This window comes from Kocuria kalidii (assembly GCF_044462225.1).
Taxonomy (GTDB): domain Bacteria; phylum Actinomycetota; class Actinomycetes; order Actinomycetales; family Micrococcaceae; genus Kocuria; species Kocuria kalidii.
In genome coordinates this window covers 1-22,745 of the sequence record NZ_JBISWJ010000089.1, presented here as the reverse complement: position 1 = coordinate 22,745, position 22,745 = coordinate 1, and the positions used below count along the sequence as shown (strand labels likewise).

The window sequence follows — 22,745 nt, the reverse complement described above, 5'->3', positions numbered from 1 at the left end:
CTAGCGGCGGGTCAGGGGGTGGGCATCCCGCCGGTCGCGGCGAGGGTCTCACCGCTGACGTAGCTGGACTCCTGGGAGGCCAGGAACACGTAGGCGGGGGCCATCTCCGCGGGCTGGCCGGGCCGGCCCAGCGGTGCCTCCGAGGCGCCGAACTCGGGCAGGTTCTCCGGCGGCTGGCCGCCGACGATCTGCAGCGGGGTCCAGACCGGACCGGGGGCCACGACGTTCACCCGGATGCCCTTGGGCGCCAGCTGGGCGGCCAGGGACTTGCTGAAGCCGTTGATCGCGTACTTCGTGGACGCGTAGTCCAGCAGGATCGGGGCCGGCTGGTAGCCCTGGATCGAGGACGTGTTGATGATCGCCGAGCCCGGGGGCAGGTGGGGCACCGCCGCCTTGCACAGCCAGAACATGGCGTAGACGTTGGTCTTGTAGGTCTCGTCGAACTGCTCGTCGGTCAGCTCGAGGATGTCCGGGCAGTGCTGCTGCTTGCCGGCGATGTTGGCCAGGATGTCGATCCCGCCCAGCTCGGCCACGGCGGTCTCGATCAGCTGCTCGCAGTAGGCCTTGTCGGTGACGTCACCGGGCACAGCCACGGCACGGCGCCCGGCCTGCTCGACGAGCTCCACGACCTCGCGGGCGTCCGCCTCCTCCGCGGGGAGGTAGGACAGGACGACGTCGGCCCCCTCCCGGGCGTAGGCGATCGCCGTGGCACGGCCGATGCCGGAGTCGGCCCCGGTCACCACGGCCCTGCGGCCCTCCAGGCGGCCGGAGCCGCGGTAGCTGGACTCCCCGGAGTCGGGCCGGGGCGCCATGTCCTTCTGGAGGCCCGGGCCTTCCTGCTGCTGCTCGAAGCTGTCGTCGGGGCCGGGGTACTGCGTGGTGGGGTCCTGCATCGTGTACTGGTCGGACATGTCTCGTCTCCTTCGCAGATGAATCGTCAGCTTGCTTGCCATCTACGCTGGCACTTTCTCGTGGAAGTGTCAACGAGAGGGGATCGACGTCCGATGCAGGCCCGGGAGGACACGCCCAGGACGAGCGGTCGCCCGGCCGGACCCCCCGGGGTGACGCGGTGACAGCCGGTGGATCGACGCCGCCGCCGGCCTCGACCACGGCCTCGCGGTGCCGCGCCGGTACTTCCCGTGCCACTGCACGGTGCAGCAGCCGGGGCCGCTGGTCCTCGTGCACACGGCGCGGGTTCCCCGGGGGCCCGGCACGACGGTGGCCCCGCGGGGGTGCGCGTCTCCGCGGGCCGGTTCCTGCGGGCTCAGCCGAGGAGCGCGGGTCCGTTGCTGGCGCCGATCCGGGAGGCGCCGGCCTCGACCATCGCCAGGGCGTCCTCGCGGGTGCGGATCCCGCCGGAGGCCTTGACGCCGACTCCCGGGCCCACGGCAGCCCGCATCAGCCGGACGTCCTCCACGGTGGCCCCGGCGGTCGAGAAGCCGGTGGAGGTCTTCACGTAGTCGGCACCGGCGGCCACGGCGGCCTCGCACGCGAGGACCTTCTGCTCGTCGCTCAGCAGGCACGTCTCGATGATCGCCTTGAGCCGGGCCCCGCCCCGGTGGGCGGCCTCGGCGACGGCCCGGACGTCCGCCTCGACCCGCCCCCGCTCGCCGGCCCGGGCCGCGGCGATGTCGATGACCATGTCGATCTCGTCGGCCCCGGCGGCCACGGCCGTGGCGGCCTCGAAGGCCTTGACCTCGGTGGCGGACGCGCCCAGCGGGAAGCCGACCACCACGCAGGTCAGCACGTCGCTGCCCTCGAGCTGCTCCCGCACGAAACCCGTCCACAGCGGATTGGTGCACACCGAGGCGAAGCCGTGCTCCCTGGCCTCCGCGCACAGGGCCGCGATCTGCTCGCGGGACGCCTCCGGCTTGAGCAGCGTGGAGTCGATGAGGGAGGCGAGCTGGGGGGTGGTCACGGGCGGCCTTTCGACGGTCGGGCGGGTCGCGACCAGCCTACCGGCCGCTCCCCGTGGGCCCCGGCCGGGGCCCACGGGGAAGTGTTGCCGCAGGCCGTGACCGAATCGTCACCATTACATCAGAACATTGTTCGCTAATCCCGGGGACTACTGCTAGATTCGTGTCACGGCAAGCTAAGGCTTGCCTTACCTGCAGCCACCAGCGGTTGCTGAGCGGTCGCAGGGGTGCGCCGGGATCCGCAGTTCCCCTGACCCCCGTCCCGGCGCGCCCCCGCCGTCGTCCTGCCACCGTCCGGTCGCGGCCCGCGCAGCGCTCGACCGGTGCGCGGGTAGCGTCCGGCCGCCGACCGGTCCCGGGCGGACCCGAAGGAGCTCTCCCCATGACTGCCCCGCACGCGAGCGAGCACGACTTCGCCCTGGCCGCCGGCGACTCGATCCTGCTCGCCACGCGCGACCGGTCGCTCCCGGCGGTCCCGGCCACGCGCGAGCTCGCGGACGAGGCGATGGCGGTGCTGGCCGGGCTCGACCGCGACGTCGCCGGCAGCATCGGCCGGGCCGGTCGGCCCGTGCTGTGCGGCACGATCCCCTTCGACCCGGACGAGCCGGCCGATCTCTTCGTGGCGCAGCACCCGGTGCGGGTCGCCCGCCCGGTGCCCACCCGCCCGGTGGCCCCGGGGGAGGGGCTCGTGCCCGGCGCCCCGGCGCCGGACCCCGACCACCGGGAGGCGGTGGCCGAGGCCCTGGACCGGATCGACCGGGGAGCCCTGCGGCAGGTCGTGCTGGGCCGCAGCCTCGACGTCGGGATGCCGCCCGGCGTCGGTCCGGCGCAGCTGTGGGAGCAGCTCCTGCTTCCCGCCGCCGGCGGCCACGCCTTCAGCGTGCGTCCCGCCGGCGGCGGCGTGCTCGTCGGCGCCGGGGCGGGGCCCCTCGCCGCGATCGGGCCGGAGGGGTTCACGGGCGACCTCTGCACCGGGGCGGCACGGCGCCGGCTCGCCGTCTCCGGGGACGCGGCCGCGCAGCAGTCCCTGCTGCGCTCCCCGCCGCACCGGCTCCGGCACGCGCTCGTCGTGGAGCACGCGGTCCGCGCCCTGGAGCGGCACACGGTGTCCCTGACCGTGCCGGGGCAGCCCTCGGTGCTGGGCACCGCCGCTCTGTGGGGGCTGGCCACCCGCGTCACCGGCCGGCCGGTGCGCGGCACGAGCGCCCTGCACGCCGCCCTGGCCCTGCACCCGGGGCCCGCGGTGGGCGGCACCCCCACGCGGGCGGCGCTGTCGCTGATCCGGGAGCTCGAACCGTGCCGGCGCGGACCGTGGGCCGGTCTCGTGGGGTGGACGGACGCCGCCGGCCACGGCCGGTGGGTCCCGGTGCTGCGCTGCGCCCTGCTCGAGGGCGGCCGCGCCCGGCTCTGGGCCGGGTCCGGGGTGGTCGCCGGGACCACAGTGGACGCCGCACAGGACGAGACGGATGCGAAGCTCGGGGTGCTGCGGGCGGCGCTCGCCGCCGCAGGGGCCGCGGCGGGGACCGGCGCTGTGACCGCCGCCGGGACCGGCGCGCCGGCTGCCGCCCGCCCCGGCTGCGCGGGTGCCTCCGGCTGCCTGGGGGACGCCGCCTGAACCACCGGGCCGGCCCGCCGCCGGGTGTTTCCGCACGAAGGCCCCGGCACCGGGCGGCCGGCGGGGACGAGTCCGGCCGGAGCGGCTACCGTCCGTCGTCGTCGTCGTCGTCGGTTCGCTCGGGTCCGGTCCGGGTGGCGGGCCGGGCGAGGGCGTCGGCGAGCTGCTTGAGCATCGCGCCCATCCGGAAGCGCTCGGGCACGAGCGGATCGAGCCCGAGCTCCAGCAGCGGCGCGGCCGTGACGGGCCCGACTGTCGCCGCGAGCATGCCGCCGCGGAAGGCCGCCAGCAGCTCCTCGTGCAGGCCGAGCTCCTCGGCGGTGCTGAACAGGGCGTCCACGGCCGGGGCGGCCGTGAAGGTGACGGCGTCCACCCGCCCGGCGGCGGCCTCGCGCACGAGCACGGGCACCTGCCCGGCGTCGTCGGCGGGGGCCCACCGGTAGGGGGTCACGGTCAGCACCGTGGCCCCGGCGTCGGTGAGCCGGCGGCGCTGGGCGACGTCGGCGAGCCCGTGCAGCTGCAGGCCGACCGTCCGCCCGGAGAGATCCCCGCCGTGCTCGGCCAGGACGAGGTCCACGAGCCCCGCGGTGGTCTCGTCCGCGGACATGCCGGCGTCCTCGAGACCCAGGCCCCGCACCGCGCCCCGGCCCTTGGGCCCGCGGACGTAGACGGCGGCCTCGCGCAGGCACACGAGCAGGTCGGCGTCGAAGCCCTGGGCCTCGGCGGCGTCGTGCCAGCGGCGCAGCCCGTAGCCCGTGGTGAGCAGCACCAGGTCCGGGCGGGCCTCGAACATCGCCCAGGAGGACGCCGCGAGCCCGGCGTCCTCGCCGACGGGCTCGACCTTCAGCGCCGGGGCGTGGATCACCCGGGCCCCGCGCCGTTCGAGCGCGGCGATCTGGTCCTCGGAGCGACGGTGCGCGGTCACGCCCACCACCCGCCCGGCCAGCGGCGGCTCCTCAGCAGCCATGGGCGGTGACCTCGGCGAGGAACGCGTCCCGCTCGGCGGTCGCGAGCCGGACCACGGGCCCGACGACGACGACGGCGGGCGAGCCGCAGCCCGCCGCCGCGGTGTCCGGGACCGCGGTGGCCAGCGTGGTGATGGTGGAGCGCTGCCGGTCGGTGAAGCCGCGCTCGACCACGGCCAGCGGCGTCGCGGGGTCGGCGCCGGCCCGGACGAGACCGGCCACGAGGTGGGGGAGGGTGGCCACGCCCATGAGCACCACGAGCGTGCCCCCGCCGGCGCCGAGGCCGGCGAAGTGGGCGAGCTCGGCGTCGGAGAACGGCACGTGCCCGGAGGCGACCGTGAACATCCGGGACACCTCGCGGAAGGTCACGGGGATCCCGGCCGCACCCGGCACGGAGACCGCGCTGGTGATGCCCGGGACCACGTCCACCGGGATGCGGTGGGCGGCGCACGCGGCGAGCTCCTCGGCGCCGCGGCCGAAGACGTAGGGGTCCCCGCCCTTGAGCCGGACGACCGAGCGGCCGGCCAGGGCGTGCTCCACCATGAGGTCCTGGATCCTCGACTGCGGGACCGGGTGGTGGCCGGGGGTCTTGCCCACCGGGACGATCTCCGCGCCGGGGGCCGCGGCCGCCACGGCGCCCGCGGGGGCGAGCCGGTCGACGAAGACCACGTCCGCGTCCTGCAGGGCCGCCACGGCGCGCACGGTGAGCAGGTCGTCGGCGCCGGGTCCGCCGCCCACGAGGGTCACGCGGCCACCGGTGCGGGCCGCGGGCTCCTGGACCACGGGCACGCGGGCGCCGGCCGCCTGCAGAGCCTCGCGCCAGCGCTGCGCGGCCGGGCCCACGACCACGGCGAGGGACGCGCCCACCAGGTCCTCCGGGCGGAGCAGGCCGGGTTCGGCGACCGGGCGGACGGCGGCGCCGGCCGCCTCGTAGCGGCGCCGGGCGCGCCGGGCGTCGTGCGGGTCGCCGAGGACGAGCACCGGGACGTCGGCGAGGTCGGCGGTCAGCAGCATGCGGTCCTCCAGGGGGCGAGCGGGGGTCGTGGCGCACGGGACGCCACTACCAGGATGCGGCACGCGTGTTACAGCACGGTTGCCCCCATGACGCCGCGTGACGCCGGCGTCGTTGTCCGGGTCCCGATCGTAGGCTGGGAGCCATGACGAATCCCGACGCCCCCGTCCTGCTCGCCTGCGCCCACGGCACCCGGTTCCCGGCCGGGCGGACCGCCGTGCAGCGCCTCGTGGACGCCGTCGCCGCCGAGCTGCCCGGGGTCGAGGTCGTGCCCACGTGGGTGGACGTCCAGACCCCAGACCTGGTCGAGCGGACCGAGCAGTACGCGGGGCGCCCCGCCGTGGTGGTCCCGCTGCTGCTGTCGGCCGGCTACCACGTCTACGTGGACGTGGCCGAGGCGGTCGCCGCCGACGACCTCCACCGGGTCTCGGCCGCGCTGGGCCCGGACCGGGCGCTCGCCAGGCTGCTCGCCCGGCGGGTGCACGAGGCGTGCGCGGCCGCCGGGGCGCCACTGGGGGAGCACGACGCCGTGGTGCTGGCCACCGCCGGCTCCTCGGACCGCCGCGCGGTGGTCGACTGTGCCGCGGTCGCGGAGCTGCTGGCCGAGGAGCTGGGCCGGCCCGTGGCGGTGTCCTACCTGGCGGCCGCGCACCCCCGCGTGAGCGAGGCGGTGGCGAGCGCCCGGGCCGGCCTGGCCGAGGGGGGCCGCGTCGTCGTCGCCAACTACCTGCTGGCTCCCGGCTACTTCCTGGACCTGTCCCGGGAGGCCGGGGCGGACGTGGACACCGAGCCCCTGGCCGTGCCGGCGGGGGAGGTCCCGGCCGAGCTCGTGGACGTGGTGGTCTCCCGGTACCGCTCGGTGGCGTGAGTGACAGCTCCGCCGTTGTGGTGGCGGTGCGCGCCGGACGGCCGGTGGGGTGCTCAGGACATGAGAGGCCTCACCAGCCGTCGGGCTGTGGCGCTGCTCGAGCGGCAGTCAAGCGGATCTCGGCTCGTCGGCTCGCGGCGCCTGTCCTGAGGTGAGCAAGCCGCGCAATGGCCACGGGCTTTTTGACCGGTCGCCGTCTGGGTGCGTTGGTCTTTTCCTTATCAAGGTCGTGGCCGTGAGGGGTCTTGTTCCACTTGTGCCGTGTCGAAGGCCGTGCCAGTTCCCAAAGCACCTGATAGGCCGACCAGCTAGTGAAAGCCCACCACAGCGGGGTCAGGAAGAGGAACTTGACCGTGCCATACCCGCCTCGGTAGAGACAGGCCACGACGAGCTGGTAGAAGAGCAACAGGTTACCCGCCAGCATCAGGACCATGCCGCAGTAGAACAGGGGGGCCGGGAACAAGCTCTCGATGGCCGGCGAGCGAGTGATGAAGTATGCGATCGTCAGACCCCAGAACAGCGGATTGAGCAACAGGCTCACCGGGGTGCCCAGCATGAGCAGGTTGTAACTGAACCATTTGGCCACTCCCATCTGGCGTGCTGTGCGCCATGGCTGACGGGTGTACATCAGTCCTGTCTGCAGGTATCCCTTCAACCAGCGGCGGCGTTGCTTGTCGGCGATACGAAGCCTGGCCGTGGCTTCCTCACGGGTGACGGAGTCAATCATCGCGACGCGGTAACCGTACAAGGAGAGGGCTCCGGCCAGTTCCGCGTCCTCCGTGACGTTCCAGGGGTCCCAGCCGCCGATGCCTTCGGCGCCGGCAGGGAGCTGTTCCGGGGAGATCGCGACCTGGCGCAGAACATGAGTGCGGAAATGGTTGGAGGTGCCTCCCAGCGGAGGAACGAGTCCCAACTTCGCCAGTCCCGGCAGCACGTTCTCGAAGTGGATGACGTACTCGGTCCAGTAGAAGCGCGTGATCCAGGTGGAGTCCTCGTTCCAGAAGAACAGGCGGGCCTGCACACAGGCCACTTCCTCCGGTGAGGCGCGGAAGGCGGCTACGGCCTTGAGCAGCTGGTCGGGATCGGGTCTGTCTTCGGCGTCGTAGATCACGCTGTGCGCGCCAACGGCTTTTTCCAGACCCATGTTGAGCGCTTTTGGCTTGCCCTTGGGCTTCAGGTCCGGGACGACCACGATCTCGTACCAGTCGTCGAGGTCCATGCCCAACGCCTCGGCCTGGGTTTCAATGTCGTCCTGCTCGAGCAGCAGGAGCACTTGGAGCTTGTCCTTGGGATAGCGCAGTCCATCGATGGAACGGACCAGGCTCTCCAGCATGTTCGCCTCTTTGTAGAGAGGAATGAACAGGGTGTACACAGGCAGATCTGGGTCATCCAGATCGACCGGTGCCAGGGCCGGTGGCATGTACTGCTTCGAGGCCACGTGGAGCAGCAACTTCTGACCCACGAAGAAGGTGTAGAACACCAGCGCCGCGGCGATCAGGGCAGTGAGCGTCTCCCGGGTCCAGAGGACCAAGCACACCGTGATGATCAGCGCTGTCGCGAGCAGAACCACGGCCTGGCTCCGGCTGAACAACAGCTGAGCGGTATGCCGGGTGATTTTCCGATCCTGAATGGTGCTCATGCTCGCTCCCGGTATATTCTATAACCTTCATTTTCAAAAACCAGTTCATACTCGTTCAAGCGATCGGTCCCATGCAACGCTTGATGCACTTGGTCGGGTTGCGTCGAGTATTTGGTCGAGTAGCGTGAGACGATCCACTGGATGTCATTGCTCGCAGGATGCTCCAATGCTGGATCCCAGAGCTCGTAACTGCCCTCGTACAGATGACGCGGCGAAATTTCCGCGTTGAACAACACCATCTCATTCCCGAAGGACTCCATGAGCACTGTGCCTCCGGTGAAATTCTCACCCAAGTACTCACTCGCTTCGTCCGAGGCCTGAGAATAACCGGAAGTGTTCTCTGCGATAGCTTCTTTCAAAGTGATGACGTTTTCGTCCGACGCAACCCCGGTCAGAGTCGTCACTCCCGCCAAAGCCAGGCAAGCGGCCGCAACGCTTTTCAGGAGGTTTCTCCGCATTTGAAAAGCGCCGACCAGGTAACCGATGGAAATTGCGGCAAGCAAGACCATTGGCAAGCCGAAGCGCACGTTGTACACGCTGTTCGTCACTTGTACAACATGCAGGGGGCGCATGCCTTCATGGAGTGCGAAGACGAAAAACGGAAACAGGACCATCAATGACAGGGCGGGAAGCGTGGGAATCGCCAGCCGCTCGCGAGCGATCATTACGATGACTCCGACGGCCAGGAGGATGACAATCGGCATCCAGAGGTTTTCCGTCACGGCATAGAAATAGGTCTGCAGCGCGACCCACCAGTTCCCGACGGCTTGTTCGCCCTCATCCACCCACAGAGATGGCTTGGCGTATTCGCCGTTCTGGAAATAGAACGGGTTGCCGAAGATCAGCGCGTTCCACATCAACCAGCCGACAATGCCCAGTGCGCTGACGTAGAGGAACGCCAGTACGGTACCTTCCAGGCGCCGGTATTGGTAACCCTTGCGCCAGCACGCATAGACGACGACGGCGAACATGGCAGCCAGCATGACCCAGGCTTCGTAGCGTGTCAGTGTGCCAAGAAATCCGGCAATTCCCGCCAGCACCAGGTACTTGGACTGGTCCGTCTGGATCCATCGCTGTGTTCCGTAGATCATGCCGGTGATGCATGCAAAGAGCAGGATCTCGGTCATAGGAGTGCTCTGCAGGTAAAGCACATTGGGATTGGCCATGAACACTGCCGCGGCCACGATCCCGGCCAGCTTCTGTCCGCTCAACCCTAGGGTGATCTTGTACAGCAGCACGCTGGTGAAGACGTAGGAGATCATCGAGACGAAGCTGCCGGCGAAGCCGCTGTAATAGAGGCTGTCTATCCATGCCACGGGGGCGCTCAGCAAGTGCGGCAAGGGCAACCAAACGCCACCGAGCTGACCAAAGCCAGGTGTGGGGCTGTCCACCAACCGACGTGCGATCTCCATGTGCGAGATCGAATCCTTATACAGCAGGATCGCGCCTATAGAACTGTAGTACGCGAAGGCCGCGATGGAGACGAGAGCTGCCACGGCGGCGATCCACCGTGCCGTGTAGTCGTCCTCGGTGCGGTCGGCACGGCGGGTGAGTTCGATGCTGGGTGTAGTCAGGGCCATCAGGCAGTCCTCGGTGTCATCTCAACGGTCCGGTTGAAGCTTTGTCGAATGAAGATCAGCCCCAGCAACGACGCCCATACCACGTTCATATTGGCACCAGAGGCCTCCCCGGAGTGCCGGGGGTAGTGGTTGACACCGACTTCCGTGATCCTCAGGCCCGCCCGCATAGCGCGGGCCAGCATTTCCGGCGAGATCGTGGCGTGGTCGCCGCGCAAATCGGCACTGATGACTGCCAGGGCCTGCCGTCGGAACACCTTGAATCCGCAGTCGACGTCCCGTGCGTTGTAGCCCAGGACAAGTTGGGACAACCAACGCCACCCGAGGCCCATCATGCGGCGCTCGAACGTGTCGGCGCGTTTAATGCGGTAGCCGATCGCGACTTCGCTTCCGGTCTCCGCGGCACCTCGGATCAGCTTGTCTACATCCCTAGGATTGAACTGACCGTCCGCATCGCAGAATCCCACCCAGTCCAGCCCTGTCCGGAGTCCCTCGGCGAAGCCGGTCCGCAACGCCGCTCCGTACCCCAGGTTTCGATCATGGCGCACATAGCGCAGGCGCCCTGGGTACGTGTTTTCGAGCTCTTGCACGATTTCGACCGTGTTATCCGTGCTCCCGTCGTCCACGATGATCACCGTGTACGGCTCGCCCCTGCTTTGTAAATAGGTTATAGCGGATTCGACGACATATGGAAGATTAGCCGCTTCATTCCACGCTGGAAAGAAGATGGCTACTCCGCTCTGTGTTTCCACGAGACTGCCCCCCCGGACGTAAAACATAGAAATGATTGATGAGAAAAGTACACGTGGTGCTGGTGGCGGTCGCTGCAACGGCCGCAGCGACGTTCGAATCGGTAAATACATACCGAAACAGCGTGAAGGCGACACTGTTAACAATGACCGCGCCGAGCACCACGAGGTTGAACTGCGCCCAGGTGCCTGCGAGTGGGAATCCCTTTTTGCGTGCAGAATCCCGCCATGTGAAATGGTAGCTAAGCAGGAAGTTCAATTGCGCCGAGGTAATAAACCCGATGCCGTTGGCGGACACCGGATGAAAAGCCGGTGTCAAATTGTGTAGGATCGAAATCTGGACAAAAAGGCACAGGATGCCTACGGATCCGAATCTCATCAGTCGATATACCAATGTTCACCCCTTGGGCAGAACGGAGCTCTGCTAATGAAAGTTCGTCCTTTCGGGTAAATGCACTCAGGGGCTGGCCTTTTTCAATTGGTGAGCAACCCTCTCCCAGACCTGGTGCATTTGATCGCCTGAAATTCGGTGACATGTCGCAGCACGCGAGTGTTATTGGTTGATCGGGGCGATGTGCCGCTTTTCCATCAGTCATCATGGATGACGATGACGGCGGTACTTTTCACGGGTGCCCGCAGGGCCCAACGAGCATTGTTTCGCTTCGCTGCCCTGAACCCAATACCGCGTCGGTACTGGATTGGACTTCCTAATGAGTTTTTATACAGGCACGTCTGGCTCGCACTTTGTATATCGAAAATCCTGTCAATACGAAGATTTTAGGCAGTGTGCAAGTGTGACTTAGCATTATTGGCTCCATGGGGGTGGTTGGACTCGTCCCCCGACGAGCCTCGTGGTTCAGTCCCCAACTGGACCACTGGGCCGAATGTTGCCAGGGATCCTGGAGGATGTCCCCTTGAATACTCAGCCGCGCGGTTAGCCGTGCGGACCCGAGATACTGGAACTCGATGGAATTTCATTGAAATGAAGGAAAATGTCCAGTGTCGCGCGCGGGCTGTGACGGTTGGGTGGAGCCCATGTTCCAAACAAACACCCCAATGCATGTAGGCCGTATTGGGTACAAGCGTTGTTGGAGTGTCCCCAAGTATGTCGACCCCGGTACTCGGGCGTAAAGAAGCGTCCGTGACACTCTGTTTCACTTGTGCGTATTGCTTCCTCAAGATGTGTAGTCGTCCCCGTCCCCGTCCGCGGTGGCGCGTGGGGGGCAGCCATCCCCACGGGCGTCCGACGATGTGTACTTGCTGCATCGTCGGACGTAACACTTGATGGGTACGTACGGGTTGAAGTCGGAGAGCCAACGGAGCCGAAGGCAGTCGGGTTCGGTGTGTGGCGCGGTTGTACCTGAAGCGTCGGTTTGAACGCCGATATGCTTCGCTGACGCAGCCCATGACAATGCTTCTCAGCCGCCGACATACTCCGTTCGGTGTTCCCTGTGCCAGCCACCAAGATTGCTGTGCTGTCAGAATGAGATGCAGTGAAGGCACATGCTCACTTTGACAGGTCCTGACGTCGCCCATCACATCGCTGCTCACTGCTTCCCGCAGGCCGGTGGGCTTCGCCGAAGGAGACACACGATGTCCAGCAGTCAACCGACCAGACGCGGATTCCTTGTCGCAGCTGCCGGTATCCCGGTACTGTCAGGGGTCGCGCACGCCCGGCTGATGAGAGGCCGCTGGCCTTCGGTTGACTTGGTCGACGACGGGGCGACCGCCGAAACGCGCTCGCTTTTTGCGTACTTGAAGAGTGTCCAGGGACACGGCATCTTGTTCGGTCACCAGAACGACACCACCTACGGATTTTCCTTCGAGACTCCGGACGGGAGGAAATCCGACACGCTTTCCGCTGTTGGTGACCACCCGGCTCTTTTCGGCTGGGACACTCTTATACTTGAAGGCAAGGAAATACCCGGCGCAGCGTGGGCCGGGCGCGCCGAGAACGAGGCGTCATTTATCCGCATGGTTCAGGATGCGCACCGGTTGGGTGGCATCTCCACTGTCAGCGCGCATCTGCCCAATTTTGTCAACGGGACGGACTTCAACGACACCAGCGGCAACGTGGTCGTTCGCATTTTGCCGGGCGGGGACCGGCACAGCAGGTTTCGGGCGTTCCTCGACGGGATCGCCCGCGTCTTCCGGGGGTCCGTGACCGACGACGGTACGCCTATCCCCATCATCTTCCGACCTTGGCATGAGAACAACGGCGACTGGTTCTGGTGGGGCGCGGAGTACACCACCCCCGGTGCGTACATCGAGCTCTTCCGGTTCACAGTGGAATACCTTCGCGACACCTGCTCCGTCAATAACCTGCTTTATGCATACTCACCAGCAGGTATGTGGGGCGGTGAACCGACCGGATACATGCGGACTTACCCGGGCGATCGATTCGTCGATGTACTCGGATACGACAGTTACGATTGGTCCGCCGGCGGAGCCGAATTTCTGTCAACACTGGTCACTGACCTGCGAATGATTGTCGAGCTGGCCGATAGCCGTGGCAAGGTTCCCGCATACACCGAGTTCGGCGAATACGGCGAGGAGAACCAGAATCCCACCTGGTTCACTGATCTGCTGTCGGCGATCAGCGTCGATCCGGTCGCCAGACGCATCGCGTACATGCAGACCTGGGCGAACTGGGGCGGTACCGACCGCGCCTACGTGCCTTTTCCGGCGCATGATGGTCATGGGGGGCACCCGTTGCTGCCTGACTTCCGCCGGTACGCCGAGCATCCCCGTACGCTTTTCGCGGATGATGTGGCCGGAGTTTTCTCAACGAAGACCAGATCGGTCAGTAAGGGGCCGTTCATGCATTTGGTCACCCCAACTGATCGCGAACGGGTGGCCACGGCTGCCGTTGTGGTCAGAGCACGCATTACCGGAGCCACCAGCGTGCAGGTGTTTTTCAACGTGGACAATGGTGCCGCTGTCCAGATGACCCATGACAAGGAAGGATTTTGGTCCGCTACCTGGGAGATAGATCCTGCCTGGCTCGACAACCGGTCAGTCACCGTCAATGTCATGGCTCTGGTCGATCACCGAAGGCACATCGACTCCGTAGTCGTCCTTCTCGGCGAGCGATCTCCGTTGCCCCATGGTTGGGTGGACGACTTCGAAGGCTATGCCGGAGATGACGCGGCATTGTCCGAGATGTACTCGCACTTCAACTCGGGGTCCATCGCCCTTACGAGCACGCACAAGGCATCGGGCAACTACGGCTTGACCTATGCATACGACGTGGGGGGCGCCGGTTATGCTGGAATCGGCAAAGCGGTTGATCAGGACTGGTCCGCCTACACTGCACTGAAGCTGTGGGTTCAAGGCGACGGGTCCTCGAACGGTGCCACTCTGCAAATCGTCGCGGACGGGGCGTATTTCGAGCACGGTTTCGGCCTGCACGAGACGTCCGGTATCGAGGTTATTGCTCGTTTCGCGGACTTCGTCCCCGCACCATGGGACACCGAGCACAGGGACCAGTTCCTGGACGTGGAGCGTCTGGCAACGGTCACACGATTCAACCTGTACATCGGTAGGGGCGGAGATCGACCGACTGGCACCGTGTACTTCGATGACATCAGGGCGATGTGATCCCCCGACGACCAGGCAGATTAGGCAGTGGGGGTGGAACCGGATGCGGCCGGCCGACCCGCCACAGCTTTGGGCGCTGCCGAAGTCGTCCTGTGTGCGCCGTGGACGCCGTGGGGCAGGCCTCCCGACGGACTCAGCCCGGCGGGATAACTGTGCTCTCGACCGGCCGCACCGAGTCACCAGCCCTGTCGCACGTCCCCAGGCATATTCGTAAGGAATCGATACTGGACTGGGGGCTCGGCGGTCGTGGTGAGCCGGAAGCTGGGGCTCGGTGGATCGCCGGGCGGTGCGGGTCAGTCGCGGACGCGGGTGAGGTCGGCGTCCTCGTAGCGGACCATCGTCGAGCCCGTGACCAGCTTGTGGCCGAGCCACAGGGCCAGGAACAGCGGCAGGCCGATGTAGGCGGTCAGGGCGGACGTCAGGTCCATGTCGCCGAGGAACGCCTGGTAGTTCTGCCCGAGGATCACCACGGCGCACAGCGCGAGCGCCACCAGCGGGCCCAGCGGGAAGAAGCGGGCCCGGTAGGGGAGGTCGGCGAGGTCGTGCCCCTGGGCCGTGTACGCCCGGCGGAACCGGTAGTGGCTCCACGCGATGCCCATCCACACGATGAACCCGGCCAGCCCGGAGGCGCTGACGAGCCACACGTAGGCGTCGCCGTCGCCGATGAAGGTGGTGAGGAAGGACGCCCCGCCCACCACGGTGGTGGCGAGCAGCGCGTTCATGGGCACGCCGCGGCGGTTGACCCTGGCCAGGAAGCGCGGGGCCTTGCCGCTCTCGGCCAGCGCCCAGAGCATGCGGGTCGAGGCGTAGAGCCCGGAGTTGCCGGCGGAGAGGATGGCCGTGAGGATCACCGCGTTCATCACGGAGGCCGCCGCGAGGACCCCGGCGTTCTGGAAGACCAGCGTGAACGGGGAGATCGAGATGTCCTCGACCCCGCTCGTGAGCAGGTTGGGGCTGGTGTGGGGGACGAGGAAGCCGATCACGGTGATCGCGCCCACGTAGAAGAGCAGGATCCGCACGAACACCGTGCGGATGGCGCGCGGCACGTTCTTCTCCGGGTTCTCCGCCTCGCCGGCGGCGACGCCCACGAGCTCGGTGCCCTGGAAGGAGAAGCCGGCCACCATGAAGATGGCCAGGATGCCCAGACCGCCGCCCACGAAGGGCGCCTCCCCGGTGGTCCAGTTCTCGAAGCCGGGCGACTCCCCGCCCAGGATGCCGACGATCATCAGGATGCCGAGTCCGAGGAAGACCACGATGGTGACGACCTTGACGAGCGAGAACCAGAACTCGCTCTCGCCGTAGGCCCGGGCGCTGAGCGCGTTGAGCGCGAACAGGATCGCCAGGAAGGACCCGGACCAGATCCAGGAGGGCACGTCCGGGAACCAGTAGCGCATGATCAGCGCGGCGGCCACGAGCTCCGCGGCCACGGTGATCGCCCAGTTGTACCAGTAGTTCCAGCCGATGGCGAAGCCGAAGGACGGGCTCACGAAGCGGGTCGAGTACTCCTCGAAAGCCCCTGAGACCGGCAGATACGTGGCCATCTCGCCGAGGCTCTGCATCAGCAGGAAGACCATGAAGCCGATGACCACGTAGGCCAGGAGCGCCCCTCCCGGCCCGGCGGTGGCGATGGTGTTGCCCGAGGCCACGAACAGGCCGGTGCCGATGGCGCCGCCGAGCGCGATCATGGTCAGGTGGCGCGGTTTGAGGCTGCGGTGCAGCTTGTCCTGGGCCTGCAGCTGCTCCTGGGTCTCAGGACTGCTCTGCTCGGCCCGAGGGCGTGCGGTGGTGGTCACGCGGGATCTTCTCCTCTGGTGCGGTGGACGGACCACGGCAGGAGGAGGTGGGGGGCGCCGTCCCCCCGAACGGTCCTGGCCGATTATGGGTCAAGGGTTGCGATCACAAAAATCGGCGGCGAGCCGCCGGCGCCGCGTCCCCCTAGGATGGACGGGTGAAATCGCAGACCGGACCGGGCGCCGCCGCGGCGCGCCGCGGTTCCCGCCGGATCGCCGATGTGGCGCTTCTCACCGGTGTGCTCCTGGTCCCGGTTCTGCTCCTGGTCGCCGCGACGCTCGCCGTCCGCGGGGCGTGGCAGCCCGCTCCGGCGCCCGCGGAGCAGGTCTCCTGCGCCCCCTACGGTCTCGACGGCGTGCGCACCGCCCCGCGCGGCGAGGGCGCACCGCTCAGCGACGGCCCGGTGCTCTCCGGCGGCGTGCGCTGGGAGGAGGGCCCGTCCGATCGCCTGCACGTGCCGTTCGAGCACGACGGCGTGGCCGGCAGCTACCACGTGTTCGCCGACGGCATCGACTGGAGCGAGCCGGTCGGCGTGGTCTTCCGCTTCCACGGGGACGGGGCCTACGAGTTCCACCACCCGGAGCACAAGGTCTCGTGCCTCGCGGCGGTCGCGCGCTCGCACAACGCGGTGCTCGTGGCGCCCCGGACCCCGGACCGGCAGGGCGAGCCCACGTGGTGGGAGGACCTCGACGGCAACGCGGAGTGGTTCCTGGCCCTGGCCGAGCAGCGGATCTTCGCCGAGTACGACCTCGACCGATCCCGCACCTGGCTGCACGGATACTCCGGGGGCGCCGAGTTCATCAGCTACGAGCTGCTGGCCGACCGGGCCGACTTCCTGGAGGGGGGCGGCGCGGTGCTCTCCGGCGGCGGCGGGGCGCCGTCCACCGCGTCCTCGGAGCCGACGGACGAGCAGCGCGAGCAGCTGCTGCTGCACTGGGACGTGGGCCTCGAGGACGACGGCACCGACTCCTCCGCGCCGTTCGACGCGCTCGCCGCGGCGTCCGCCGGGCACGCCTGGTACGAGGCCGCCGGCTGGACGCGGACCAGCGTGCGCTACCGCGACGGCGTGGACCACTTCGAGCTGCCCGAGGCCCGCGTGCTCGGCGAGGTGCTGACCGCCGCGGAGCGCCCGGCCGGGGCACGTGACTGATCTCTCCCCGTCGTCCCCGGTCAGCACCGGATCCGCGCCGTTCCGGGGCGGATGGGGCGGACGGCGTGCCGTGGAGCGCGTCGGGGTGCCTGCATTGACTTGCTATAGCAATGGAACCGGCCGTACGGTGCAGTAACAGAGCCGGCGGGGGAGCCGGCTCAGGGGGAAGGCCGGTGCGGGGGCATCGAGGCCGAACATCCACTCCTGGCGCCGCGCCGACCACTCGCGCGCGTCCCGAGGAGCCTTCCAGCCGGTCCCGGCCGGTCCCTGAGCGCGTCCGTCCCCACCGGCACCGGCCGTTGTGCAGATCCACAGCGGCGGACACGTCGATGGGGGACATCAATGACAGTGCGCTCGACCACGCGCAGCGGCTCGACCCACCACGGAGGCGGGCGGCACCTGCTCGAGGACCGGCACCCGGGGGAGGCCCCGGTCGAGGACGGCGACGTCCTCGACCGCGCGCTGCACACCCAGCCCATGCCGCAGGTCCCGGGCCGCGCCGTCTTCCCCGTCTCGTCCCCGCCCGCGCCCCGCACGCTCGTCGACATCGTCATGGACACCGTCTCGCGGCACCCGGACGCGGTGGCCGTCGACGACGGCACCACGGTGCTCAGCTACGCCGAGTTCCTCGAGCGGGTCGAGGCCCAGGCCCAGCGCCTGTGGGACCTCGACATCGGCCGCGGGGACCGTGTGGGCATCCGCGTCCCCTCCGGGACCGTGGACCTCTACGTGGCCGTCCTCGGCACGATCTTCGCCGGGGCCGCCTACGTCCCGGTCGACTTCGACGATCCCGACGAGCGGGCGAGCACGGTGTGGGAGGAGGCCTCGGTGTGCGCCGTCTACGGCGCGGGCCTGGCCCTGGCACCGCGCGCCGGCGTCCGTGCGGGCGCCGACTGCCGGCAGCCCGGCACGGGCGACGACGCCTGGATCATCTTCACCTCCGGCTCCACCGGCAAGCCCAAGGGCGTGGCGATCAGCCACCGCTCGGCCGCCGCGCTCGTGGACGCCGAGGCCGAGCTCTACCTGCCCAAGCGCCCGCTGGGCCCCGGCGACCGCGTGATGGCGGGACTCTCGGTGGCCTTCGACGCCTCGTGCGAGGAGATGTGGCTGGCCTGGCGCTCCGGCGCCGCCCTGGTCCCGGCCCCGCGGGCGACCGTCCGCTCGGGCACCGACCTGGGCCCGTGGCTCGTCGAGCGGGACATCACCGCCGTCTCCACGGTCCCGACGCTCGCGTCCATGTGGCCGGCCGAGGCGCTGAACCGCATCCGCCTGCTGATCTTCGGCGGGGAGGCGTGCCCCAACGAGCTCGCCGCCCGCCTCGTGCACCCCGGCCGCGAGGTCTGGAACACCTACGGACCCACCGAGGCCACGGTCATCGCGACCGGGGCCGTGCTCACCGGGGAGCCGCCCGTGCGCATCGGCCTGCCGCTGCCCGGCTGGGAGCTGGCCGTCGTCGACGCCCACGGCTCCCCGGTGCGCTGGGGCGAGGAGGGCGAGCTGATCATCGGCGGCGTCGGCCTGGGCCGCTACCTGGACCCGGCCAAGGACGCCGAGAAGTTCGCGCCCATGGACACCCTGGGCTGGGAGCGGGCCTACCGCTCGGGCGACCTCGTGCGCGCCGACCCCGAGGGCATCGTCTTCGTGGGCCGCGCCGACGACCAGGTCAAGATCTCCGGCCGCCGCGTGGAGATGGGCGAGATCGACGAGCAGATGAGCCGGCTGCCCGGCGTGCAGGCCGGCGCGGCCGCCGTGCACACCACCCCGGCCGGCAACCAGGTCCTCGTGGGCTATCTCGTGGCCGAGGCCCCGGGCTCGGTGGACCTCCAGGACGCCCGCCGGCTGCTCGCCGACCGCCTCCCGGGCCAGATGGTGCCCGCGCTGGCGCTGATGGACGAGCTGCCCCTGAAGACCTCCGGCAAGGTGGACCGCAAGGCCCTCCCATGGCCGCTGCCGTCCGCCGGCTCCACCGCCGAGGGCTCGAGGATCGACGCCGAGCTCGAGTGGCTCGCCGCGCTCTGGGCGGACCAGCTCGGCCCCCTGCCCGTCGACGAGGACAGCGACTTCTTCGCCCTCGGCGGCACGTCCGTGGCGGTGGCCAAGCTCGTCTCCGAGATCCGCCGCACCTACCCGGACGCCGAGATCGCCGAGATCTACCGGAACCCCACGCTCACCGGGATGCACGAGTACCTCGCCACCCTGTCGGGCGTCGACGTCGTCGCCCAGGACGCCGCGCGCGCCCGCCGGGTGGCCGACACGCCGCGCTGGAACGGCCTCGTGCAGCTGCCCTTCCTCGCGGGGCTCTACGCCGTCTCGGGGCTGCGCTACGTGCTGGGCGCCGCGATCGTCGTGTGGCTGCTGTTCAACCTGCTGGGCGCCGGGTGGGTCCCGAACCCGCCGCTGCTGCCCCTGGTGCTCGGCTGGCTCGTGCTCTTCGCCCTGCCCGGGCGCCTGGTGCTCACCGCGCTGTTCATCCGGCTGCTGACCTCCCGGCTGCGCCCCGGCGCCCACGCCCGCGGCTCCTGGACCCACCTGCGGGTCTGGATGGCGGAGCGGATCCTGATCTTCAACAAGTTCGAGCCCCTCATGGGCACGCCCGTGATGGTGCTGTTCTTCCGGCTGCTCGGCAACCGGGTGGGGCGGCACGCCCACCTCGACACGATGCCCCCCGTGAGCGGCATGGCCCGCATCGGCGACGGCGCCGCCGTCGAGCACGAGGTGGACCTCTCCGGCTACTGGCTGGAGGGCGACGTCCTGCACCTGGACGGCGTGACCGTGGGCGCCGGCGCCCGGGTCGGCACCCGCACCCTGCTGAGCCCGGGCGCGGTCGTCGAGGACGGCGCGGAGGTCGACCCCGGCTCCCACGTCACCGGCACCGTCCCCGCCGGCCGCCTGCAGGGCGGCTCACCGCTCGTGGACCTCGGCGCCGCCCGGGAGTCCTGGCTGGAGTGGGGCCCCGGCCGCAGCAACCGGTTCCGCACCGGGCTGCTGTACGTGCTCGGTCTCGGCACGGTCGGGCTCCTGCCCGTGCTGGCCGTGGTCCCGGGCGCGCTGCTCGTCTTCTCCCAGGTCCGCGGGATCGAGCTGTACGAGCTCGTCTTCCCGGTCATGGCCCTGTGGGTGCCCGTCTTCGCCGTGCTCACGGTCCTCGTCTACCTCGCCATGCTCGTGCTGATCGTCCGTGCGCTCGCGCTGCTGATCCGCCCCGGCCACCACCCCGCCGACGGGACCGTGGGCTGGGCCGTGTGGCTCACGGGCGTGCTGCTGCAGAAGAGCCTGGTCTCCACCTACCCCGTCTACGCGTCCATCGCCACGCCGTTCTTCCTGCGGCTGCTGGGCGCCCGGGTGGGCCGGCAGGTGGAGATCTCCACCGTGGAGACCCTGCCGCACCTCACCACCTTCGAGTCCGGCTCCTTCATGGCCGACCACTCGATGGTCAGCTCCGCCCGCATCGGCTTCGGCTGGATCCACGTGGGTCCCTCGACCGTGGGGGAGCGCTCCTTCGTGGGCAACTCCGCGATCGTGGGACCGGACCGGGACGTCCCCGAGGACTCCCTGGTCGCGGTGCTCTCCTCCGCCCCGGAGCACGCCGAGGCCGGCACGTCCTGGCTCGGCCGGATGCCCGCACCGATCAGCCGGGTCTCCGACGCGGCGGACGAGGCCGTCACCTACCGGCCGCGCCGGCGGCTGGTCGTGGCCCGCACGCTCGTCGAGTCCCTGCGCGTGGTGCCGTTCATGGTCACCGCGTGGCTGGACCTCGCGATCGTCTTCGTCCTCACCTCGGTCTACATGAACGCCGGGGGCGGCCTCGACGGGATCGTCTCGGCGCTGCTGTGGGCCACGCCCGTGGTGCTCGCCGCCGGTGTGCTGGCCGCCCTGGTCCCCGTGCTGGTCAAGTGGGCGCTGATGGGCCGCTTCCGCGAGGGCGAGCGCCCGCTGTTCAGCTCCTTCGTGTGGCGCAACGAGCTCGCCGACACCTTCGCGGAGTCCCTGGCCGTGCCCGGTCTCATCCGGCTGGCCGTCGGCTCCCCGGTGTTCAACGTCTGGGCCCGGCTGATGGGCGCCCGGATCGAGCGGGGCGTGTGGTGCGAGACGTGGTGGCTGCCCGAGTTCGACCTGGTCCACCTGGGCCGGGGCGTGTCCGTCAACCGCGGCACCGTGCTCCAGACCCACTTGTTCCACGACCGCATCATGCGGCTGCAGCCCGTGTCGATGGAGGCCGGCTCCACCCTGGGGCCCAACAGCTTCGTCCTCCCCGGCAGCACCGTGGAGGCCGGCGCCACCGTGGGCCCCGGTTCCCTGGTCATGGCCCAGGAGACCGTGCCCGGCGGCAGCACCTGGGGCGGCAACCCGATCCGTCCGCTGCACGGCGGCGTCGCCGGGGCCGTGGCGGCAGCCGACGGGTCCGCACCTGGCGCCGTCGGGACCACGTCCGCGGCCGCCGGGGCCACGTCTGCCGCTGTCGGATCCACGTCCGCCGCGGTCGGGACCTCGTCCGCAGCCGTCGGGACCACGTCTGCCGGAGGGCCGACCCGTGAGCGGTGACCGTGCGGCCGCCACGCGCGGCGGGGGCACCGCGGTGCTCAACGTCCCCGGGGCCTCCGGGAGGCGCACCCGGCGGCGGCTGATCGGCGTGGACGCCGCCCGGGGCTTCGCCCTGCTCGGCATGGTCGCCGTGCACACCCTGCCCGTGTGGGACGCGGAGAACGAGCGCGCCTCGCTGAGCTGGTCCCTGTTCGCCGGCCACTCGGCCGCCCTCTTCGCGACCCTGGCCGGGGTCAGCCTCGCGTTCCTCTCCGGCGGCCGTACTCCGCACACCGGGCGGCGGCTGGCCGGGGACCGGGCGGGACTGGTGGGCCGTGCCGCGGTGATCGCCCTCGTGGGGTTCCTCGTGGGCTTCGTCGCGCCGCCGGTGAACAACATCCTCATCTACTACGGGATGTTCTTCCTGCTGGCCATCCCGTTCCTGGGCCTGCGCATCCGTCACCTGCTCGTCAGCTCGGCCGCGTTCCTCCTGGTGGCACCGTTCCTGATGCAGTGGTCCCTGGACGTCCTGCCCGCGCACGTCTACGGCAATCCCACGCTGTGGAACCTCGTCACGGAGCCGGTCACCGTCCTGTCCCAGCTGCTGCTGACCGGCACCTACCCGGCCCTGCCGTACATGGCCTACCTGTGCGCGGGGATCGCCCTGGGCCGGATGAACCTCACCAGCCGGCGGGTGCAGCTGTGGCTCGCGGGCGCCGGCGCGGCGCTGGCGCTGCTCGCCTACGCGGTGTCCATGGCGGCGCTGCTGGTGTTCGGGGTCTACGACCGGATCTGGTCGGCCACCCCGTGGATGTCCGAGGAGCAGATCGACGCGATCCTCGTGTTCGGTCCGGAGCCGTCCCTGCCGACCACCACTCTCTGGTGGCTCGTGGTGCCGGGCCCGCACACCAACACGCCCCTCGCGCTGCTCATCAGCCTCGGCATGGCCGGATTCGCGCTCGGGGCGTTCCTGCTGCTGGCGAGAGTGGTCGGCAAGTGGCTGACGCCCCTGGCCGCCGCCGGGTCCATGACGTTCACGCTCTACACCCTGCACCTGCTCTTCCTCGCCACGGGGATCCACGACCTGCACCCGGGGTTCTGGTTCTGGATGCAGGTGGCCGTGTTCGGCCTGCTGGCCGTCGCGTGGCAGCGCGCGGTGGGACAGGGGCCGCTCGAGAAGCTCGTCGCCCGCACCTCGAAGCGCATCTCCCGGCAGGTGGCCGAGCGCTGACCGCCTGACCCTCGGCCCGGGCATGCCTCGACCCGGACCCGCACACCCCGGCTCGGCACTGTTCTGACCGCCGAGTCCCCATCCCTGACCGCCGAGTCCCCAGCCATGTCG

General features: G+C 69.4%; 15 protein-coding genes. 6 read left to right on the top strand and 9 right to left on the bottom strand.

What is annotated here, in order from left to right; genetic code table 11:
* Nucleotides 1-11: 11 nt before the first annotated feature.
* A complete protein-coding gene (locus ACH9D3_RS13400; protein ID WP_396411318.1) occupies nucleotides 12-911 on the bottom strand; it encodes an SDR family oxidoreductase in 900 nt (299 codons plus the stop codon).
* Nucleotides 912-1,264: 353 nt separating this feature from the next.
* Nucleotides 1,265-1,918 carry a deoxyribose-phosphate aldolase gene (deoC, locus tag ACH9D3_RS13395; RefSeq protein ID WP_396411317.1) on the bottom strand — a complete coding sequence of 218 codons (654 nt, stop codon included), beginning with the start codon at nucleotides 1,916-1,918 and terminating at the stop codon, nucleotides 1,265-1,267.
* Nucleotides 1,919-2,298: 380 nt separating this feature from the next.
* Between deoC and ACH9D3_RS13390 the strand changes: the two genes are divergently transcribed.
* Entirely contained in the window at nucleotides 2,299-3,531 is a 1,233-nt protein-coding gene (locus tag ACH9D3_RS13390; protein ID WP_396411316.1) for a chorismate-binding protein, read from the top strand.
* Between the two features lie 85 nt (nucleotides 3,532-3,616).
* Here the strand turns inward: ACH9D3_RS13390 and ACH9D3_RS13385 are convergent, their stop codons facing one another.
* Both ACH9D3_RS13385 and cobA read right to left on the bottom strand, forming a co-directional pair.
* Complete coding sequence (locus ACH9D3_RS13385; RefSeq protein ID WP_396411315.1) at nucleotides 3,617-4,498, bottom strand: uroporphyrinogen-III synthase; 882 nt, start codon at nucleotides 4,496-4,498, stop codon at nucleotides 3,617-3,619.
* On the bottom strand, nucleotides 4,488-5,510 hold the full coding sequence (gene cobA / locus ACH9D3_RS13380; RefSeq protein WP_396411314.1) for a uroporphyrinogen-III C-methyltransferase: 1,023 nt from the start codon (nucleotides 5,508-5,510) through the stop codon (nucleotides 4,488-4,490). The genes ACH9D3_RS13385 and cobA overlap by 11 nt, the downstream gene beginning before the upstream one ends.
* 143 nt (nucleotides 5,511-5,653) lie before the next feature.
* Between cobA and ACH9D3_RS13375 the strand changes: the two genes are divergently transcribed.
* Nucleotides 5,654-6,376, top strand: a complete 723-nt coding sequence (locus tag ACH9D3_RS13375) for a CbiX/SirB N-terminal domain-containing protein (protein WP_396411313.1) — start codon at nucleotides 5,654-5,656, stop codon at nucleotides 6,374-6,376.
* Between the two features lie 70 nt (nucleotides 6,377-6,446).
* Here ACH9D3_RS13375 and ACH9D3_RS13370 read toward each other — a convergent pair whose 3' ends face one another.
* The 4 genes from ACH9D3_RS13370 to ACH9D3_RS13355 are packed head-to-tail and all read right to left on the bottom strand — an operon-like array spanning nucleotide 6,447 to nucleotide 10,720.
* Nucleotides 6,447-8,015 carry a glycosyltransferase family 2 protein gene (locus tag ACH9D3_RS13370; protein ID WP_396411312.1) on the bottom strand — a complete coding sequence of 523 codons (1,569 nt, stop codon included), beginning with the start codon at nucleotides 8,013-8,015 and terminating at the stop codon, nucleotides 6,447-6,449.
* Nucleotides 8,012-9,595 carry a glycosyltransferase family 39 protein gene (locus tag ACH9D3_RS13365; protein ID WP_396411311.1) on the bottom strand — a complete coding sequence of 528 codons (1,584 nt, stop codon included), beginning with the start codon at nucleotides 9,593-9,595 and terminating at the stop codon, nucleotides 8,012-8,014. Before ACH9D3_RS13365 ends, ACH9D3_RS13370 begins: the two co-directional genes overlap by 4 nt.
* Nucleotides 9,595-10,371 carry a glycosyltransferase gene (locus ACH9D3_RS13360; protein WP_396411310.1) on the bottom strand — a complete coding sequence of 259 codons (777 nt, stop codon included), beginning with the start codon at nucleotides 10,369-10,371 and terminating at the stop codon, nucleotides 9,595-9,597. Before ACH9D3_RS13360 ends, ACH9D3_RS13365 begins: the two co-directional genes overlap by 1 nt.
* Nucleotides 10,298-10,720, bottom strand: a complete 423-nt coding sequence (locus ACH9D3_RS13355) for a GtrA family protein (protein ID WP_396411309.1) — start codon at nucleotides 10,718-10,720, stop codon at nucleotides 10,298-10,300. Before ACH9D3_RS13355 ends, ACH9D3_RS13360 begins: the two co-directional genes overlap by 74 nt.
* Nucleotides 10,721-11,934: 1,214 nt before the next feature.
* Between ACH9D3_RS13355 and ACH9D3_RS13350 the strand changes: the two genes are divergently transcribed.
* Nucleotides 11,935-13,941, top strand: coding sequence for a glycosyl hydrolase (locus ACH9D3_RS13350; protein ID WP_396411308.1), 2,007 nt, complete (start codon nucleotides 11,935-11,937; stop codon nucleotides 13,939-13,941).
* 293 nt (nucleotides 13,942-14,234) lie between these two features.
* Here the strand turns inward: ACH9D3_RS13350 and ACH9D3_RS13345 are convergent, their stop codons facing one another.
* Nucleotides 14,235-15,677, bottom strand: a complete 1,443-nt coding sequence (locus ACH9D3_RS13345; protein WP_396411329.1) for an amino acid permease — start codon at nucleotides 15,675-15,677, stop codon at nucleotides 14,235-14,237.
* Between the two features lie 212 nt (nucleotides 15,678-15,889).
* Here ACH9D3_RS13345 and ACH9D3_RS13340 point away from each other — a divergent pair, with 212 nt between their 5' ends.
* The 3 genes from ACH9D3_RS13340 to ACH9D3_RS13330 all read left to right on the top strand — a co-directional run bounded on the left by ACH9D3_RS13340 (nucleotide 15,890) and on the right by ACH9D3_RS13330 (nucleotide 22,634).
* Complete coding sequence (locus ACH9D3_RS13340) at nucleotides 15,890-16,882, top strand: hypothetical protein (protein ID WP_396411307.1); 993 nt, start codon at nucleotides 15,890-15,892, stop codon at nucleotides 16,880-16,882.
* 477 nt (nucleotides 16,883-17,359) lie between these two features.
* Nucleotides 17,360-21,424, top strand: a complete 4,065-nt coding sequence (locus ACH9D3_RS13335) for a Pls/PosA family non-ribosomal peptide synthetase (protein ID WP_449555780.1) — start codon at nucleotides 17,360-17,362, stop codon at nucleotides 21,422-21,424.
* Entirely contained in the window at nucleotides 21,414-22,634 is a 1,221-nt protein-coding gene (locus ACH9D3_RS13330) for a heparan-alpha-glucosaminide N-acetyltransferase domain-containing protein (protein WP_396411305.1), read from the top strand. Before ACH9D3_RS13335 ends, ACH9D3_RS13330 begins: the two co-directional genes overlap by 11 nt.
* The last annotated feature ends 111 nt before the right edge of the window (nucleotides 22,635-22,745 follow it).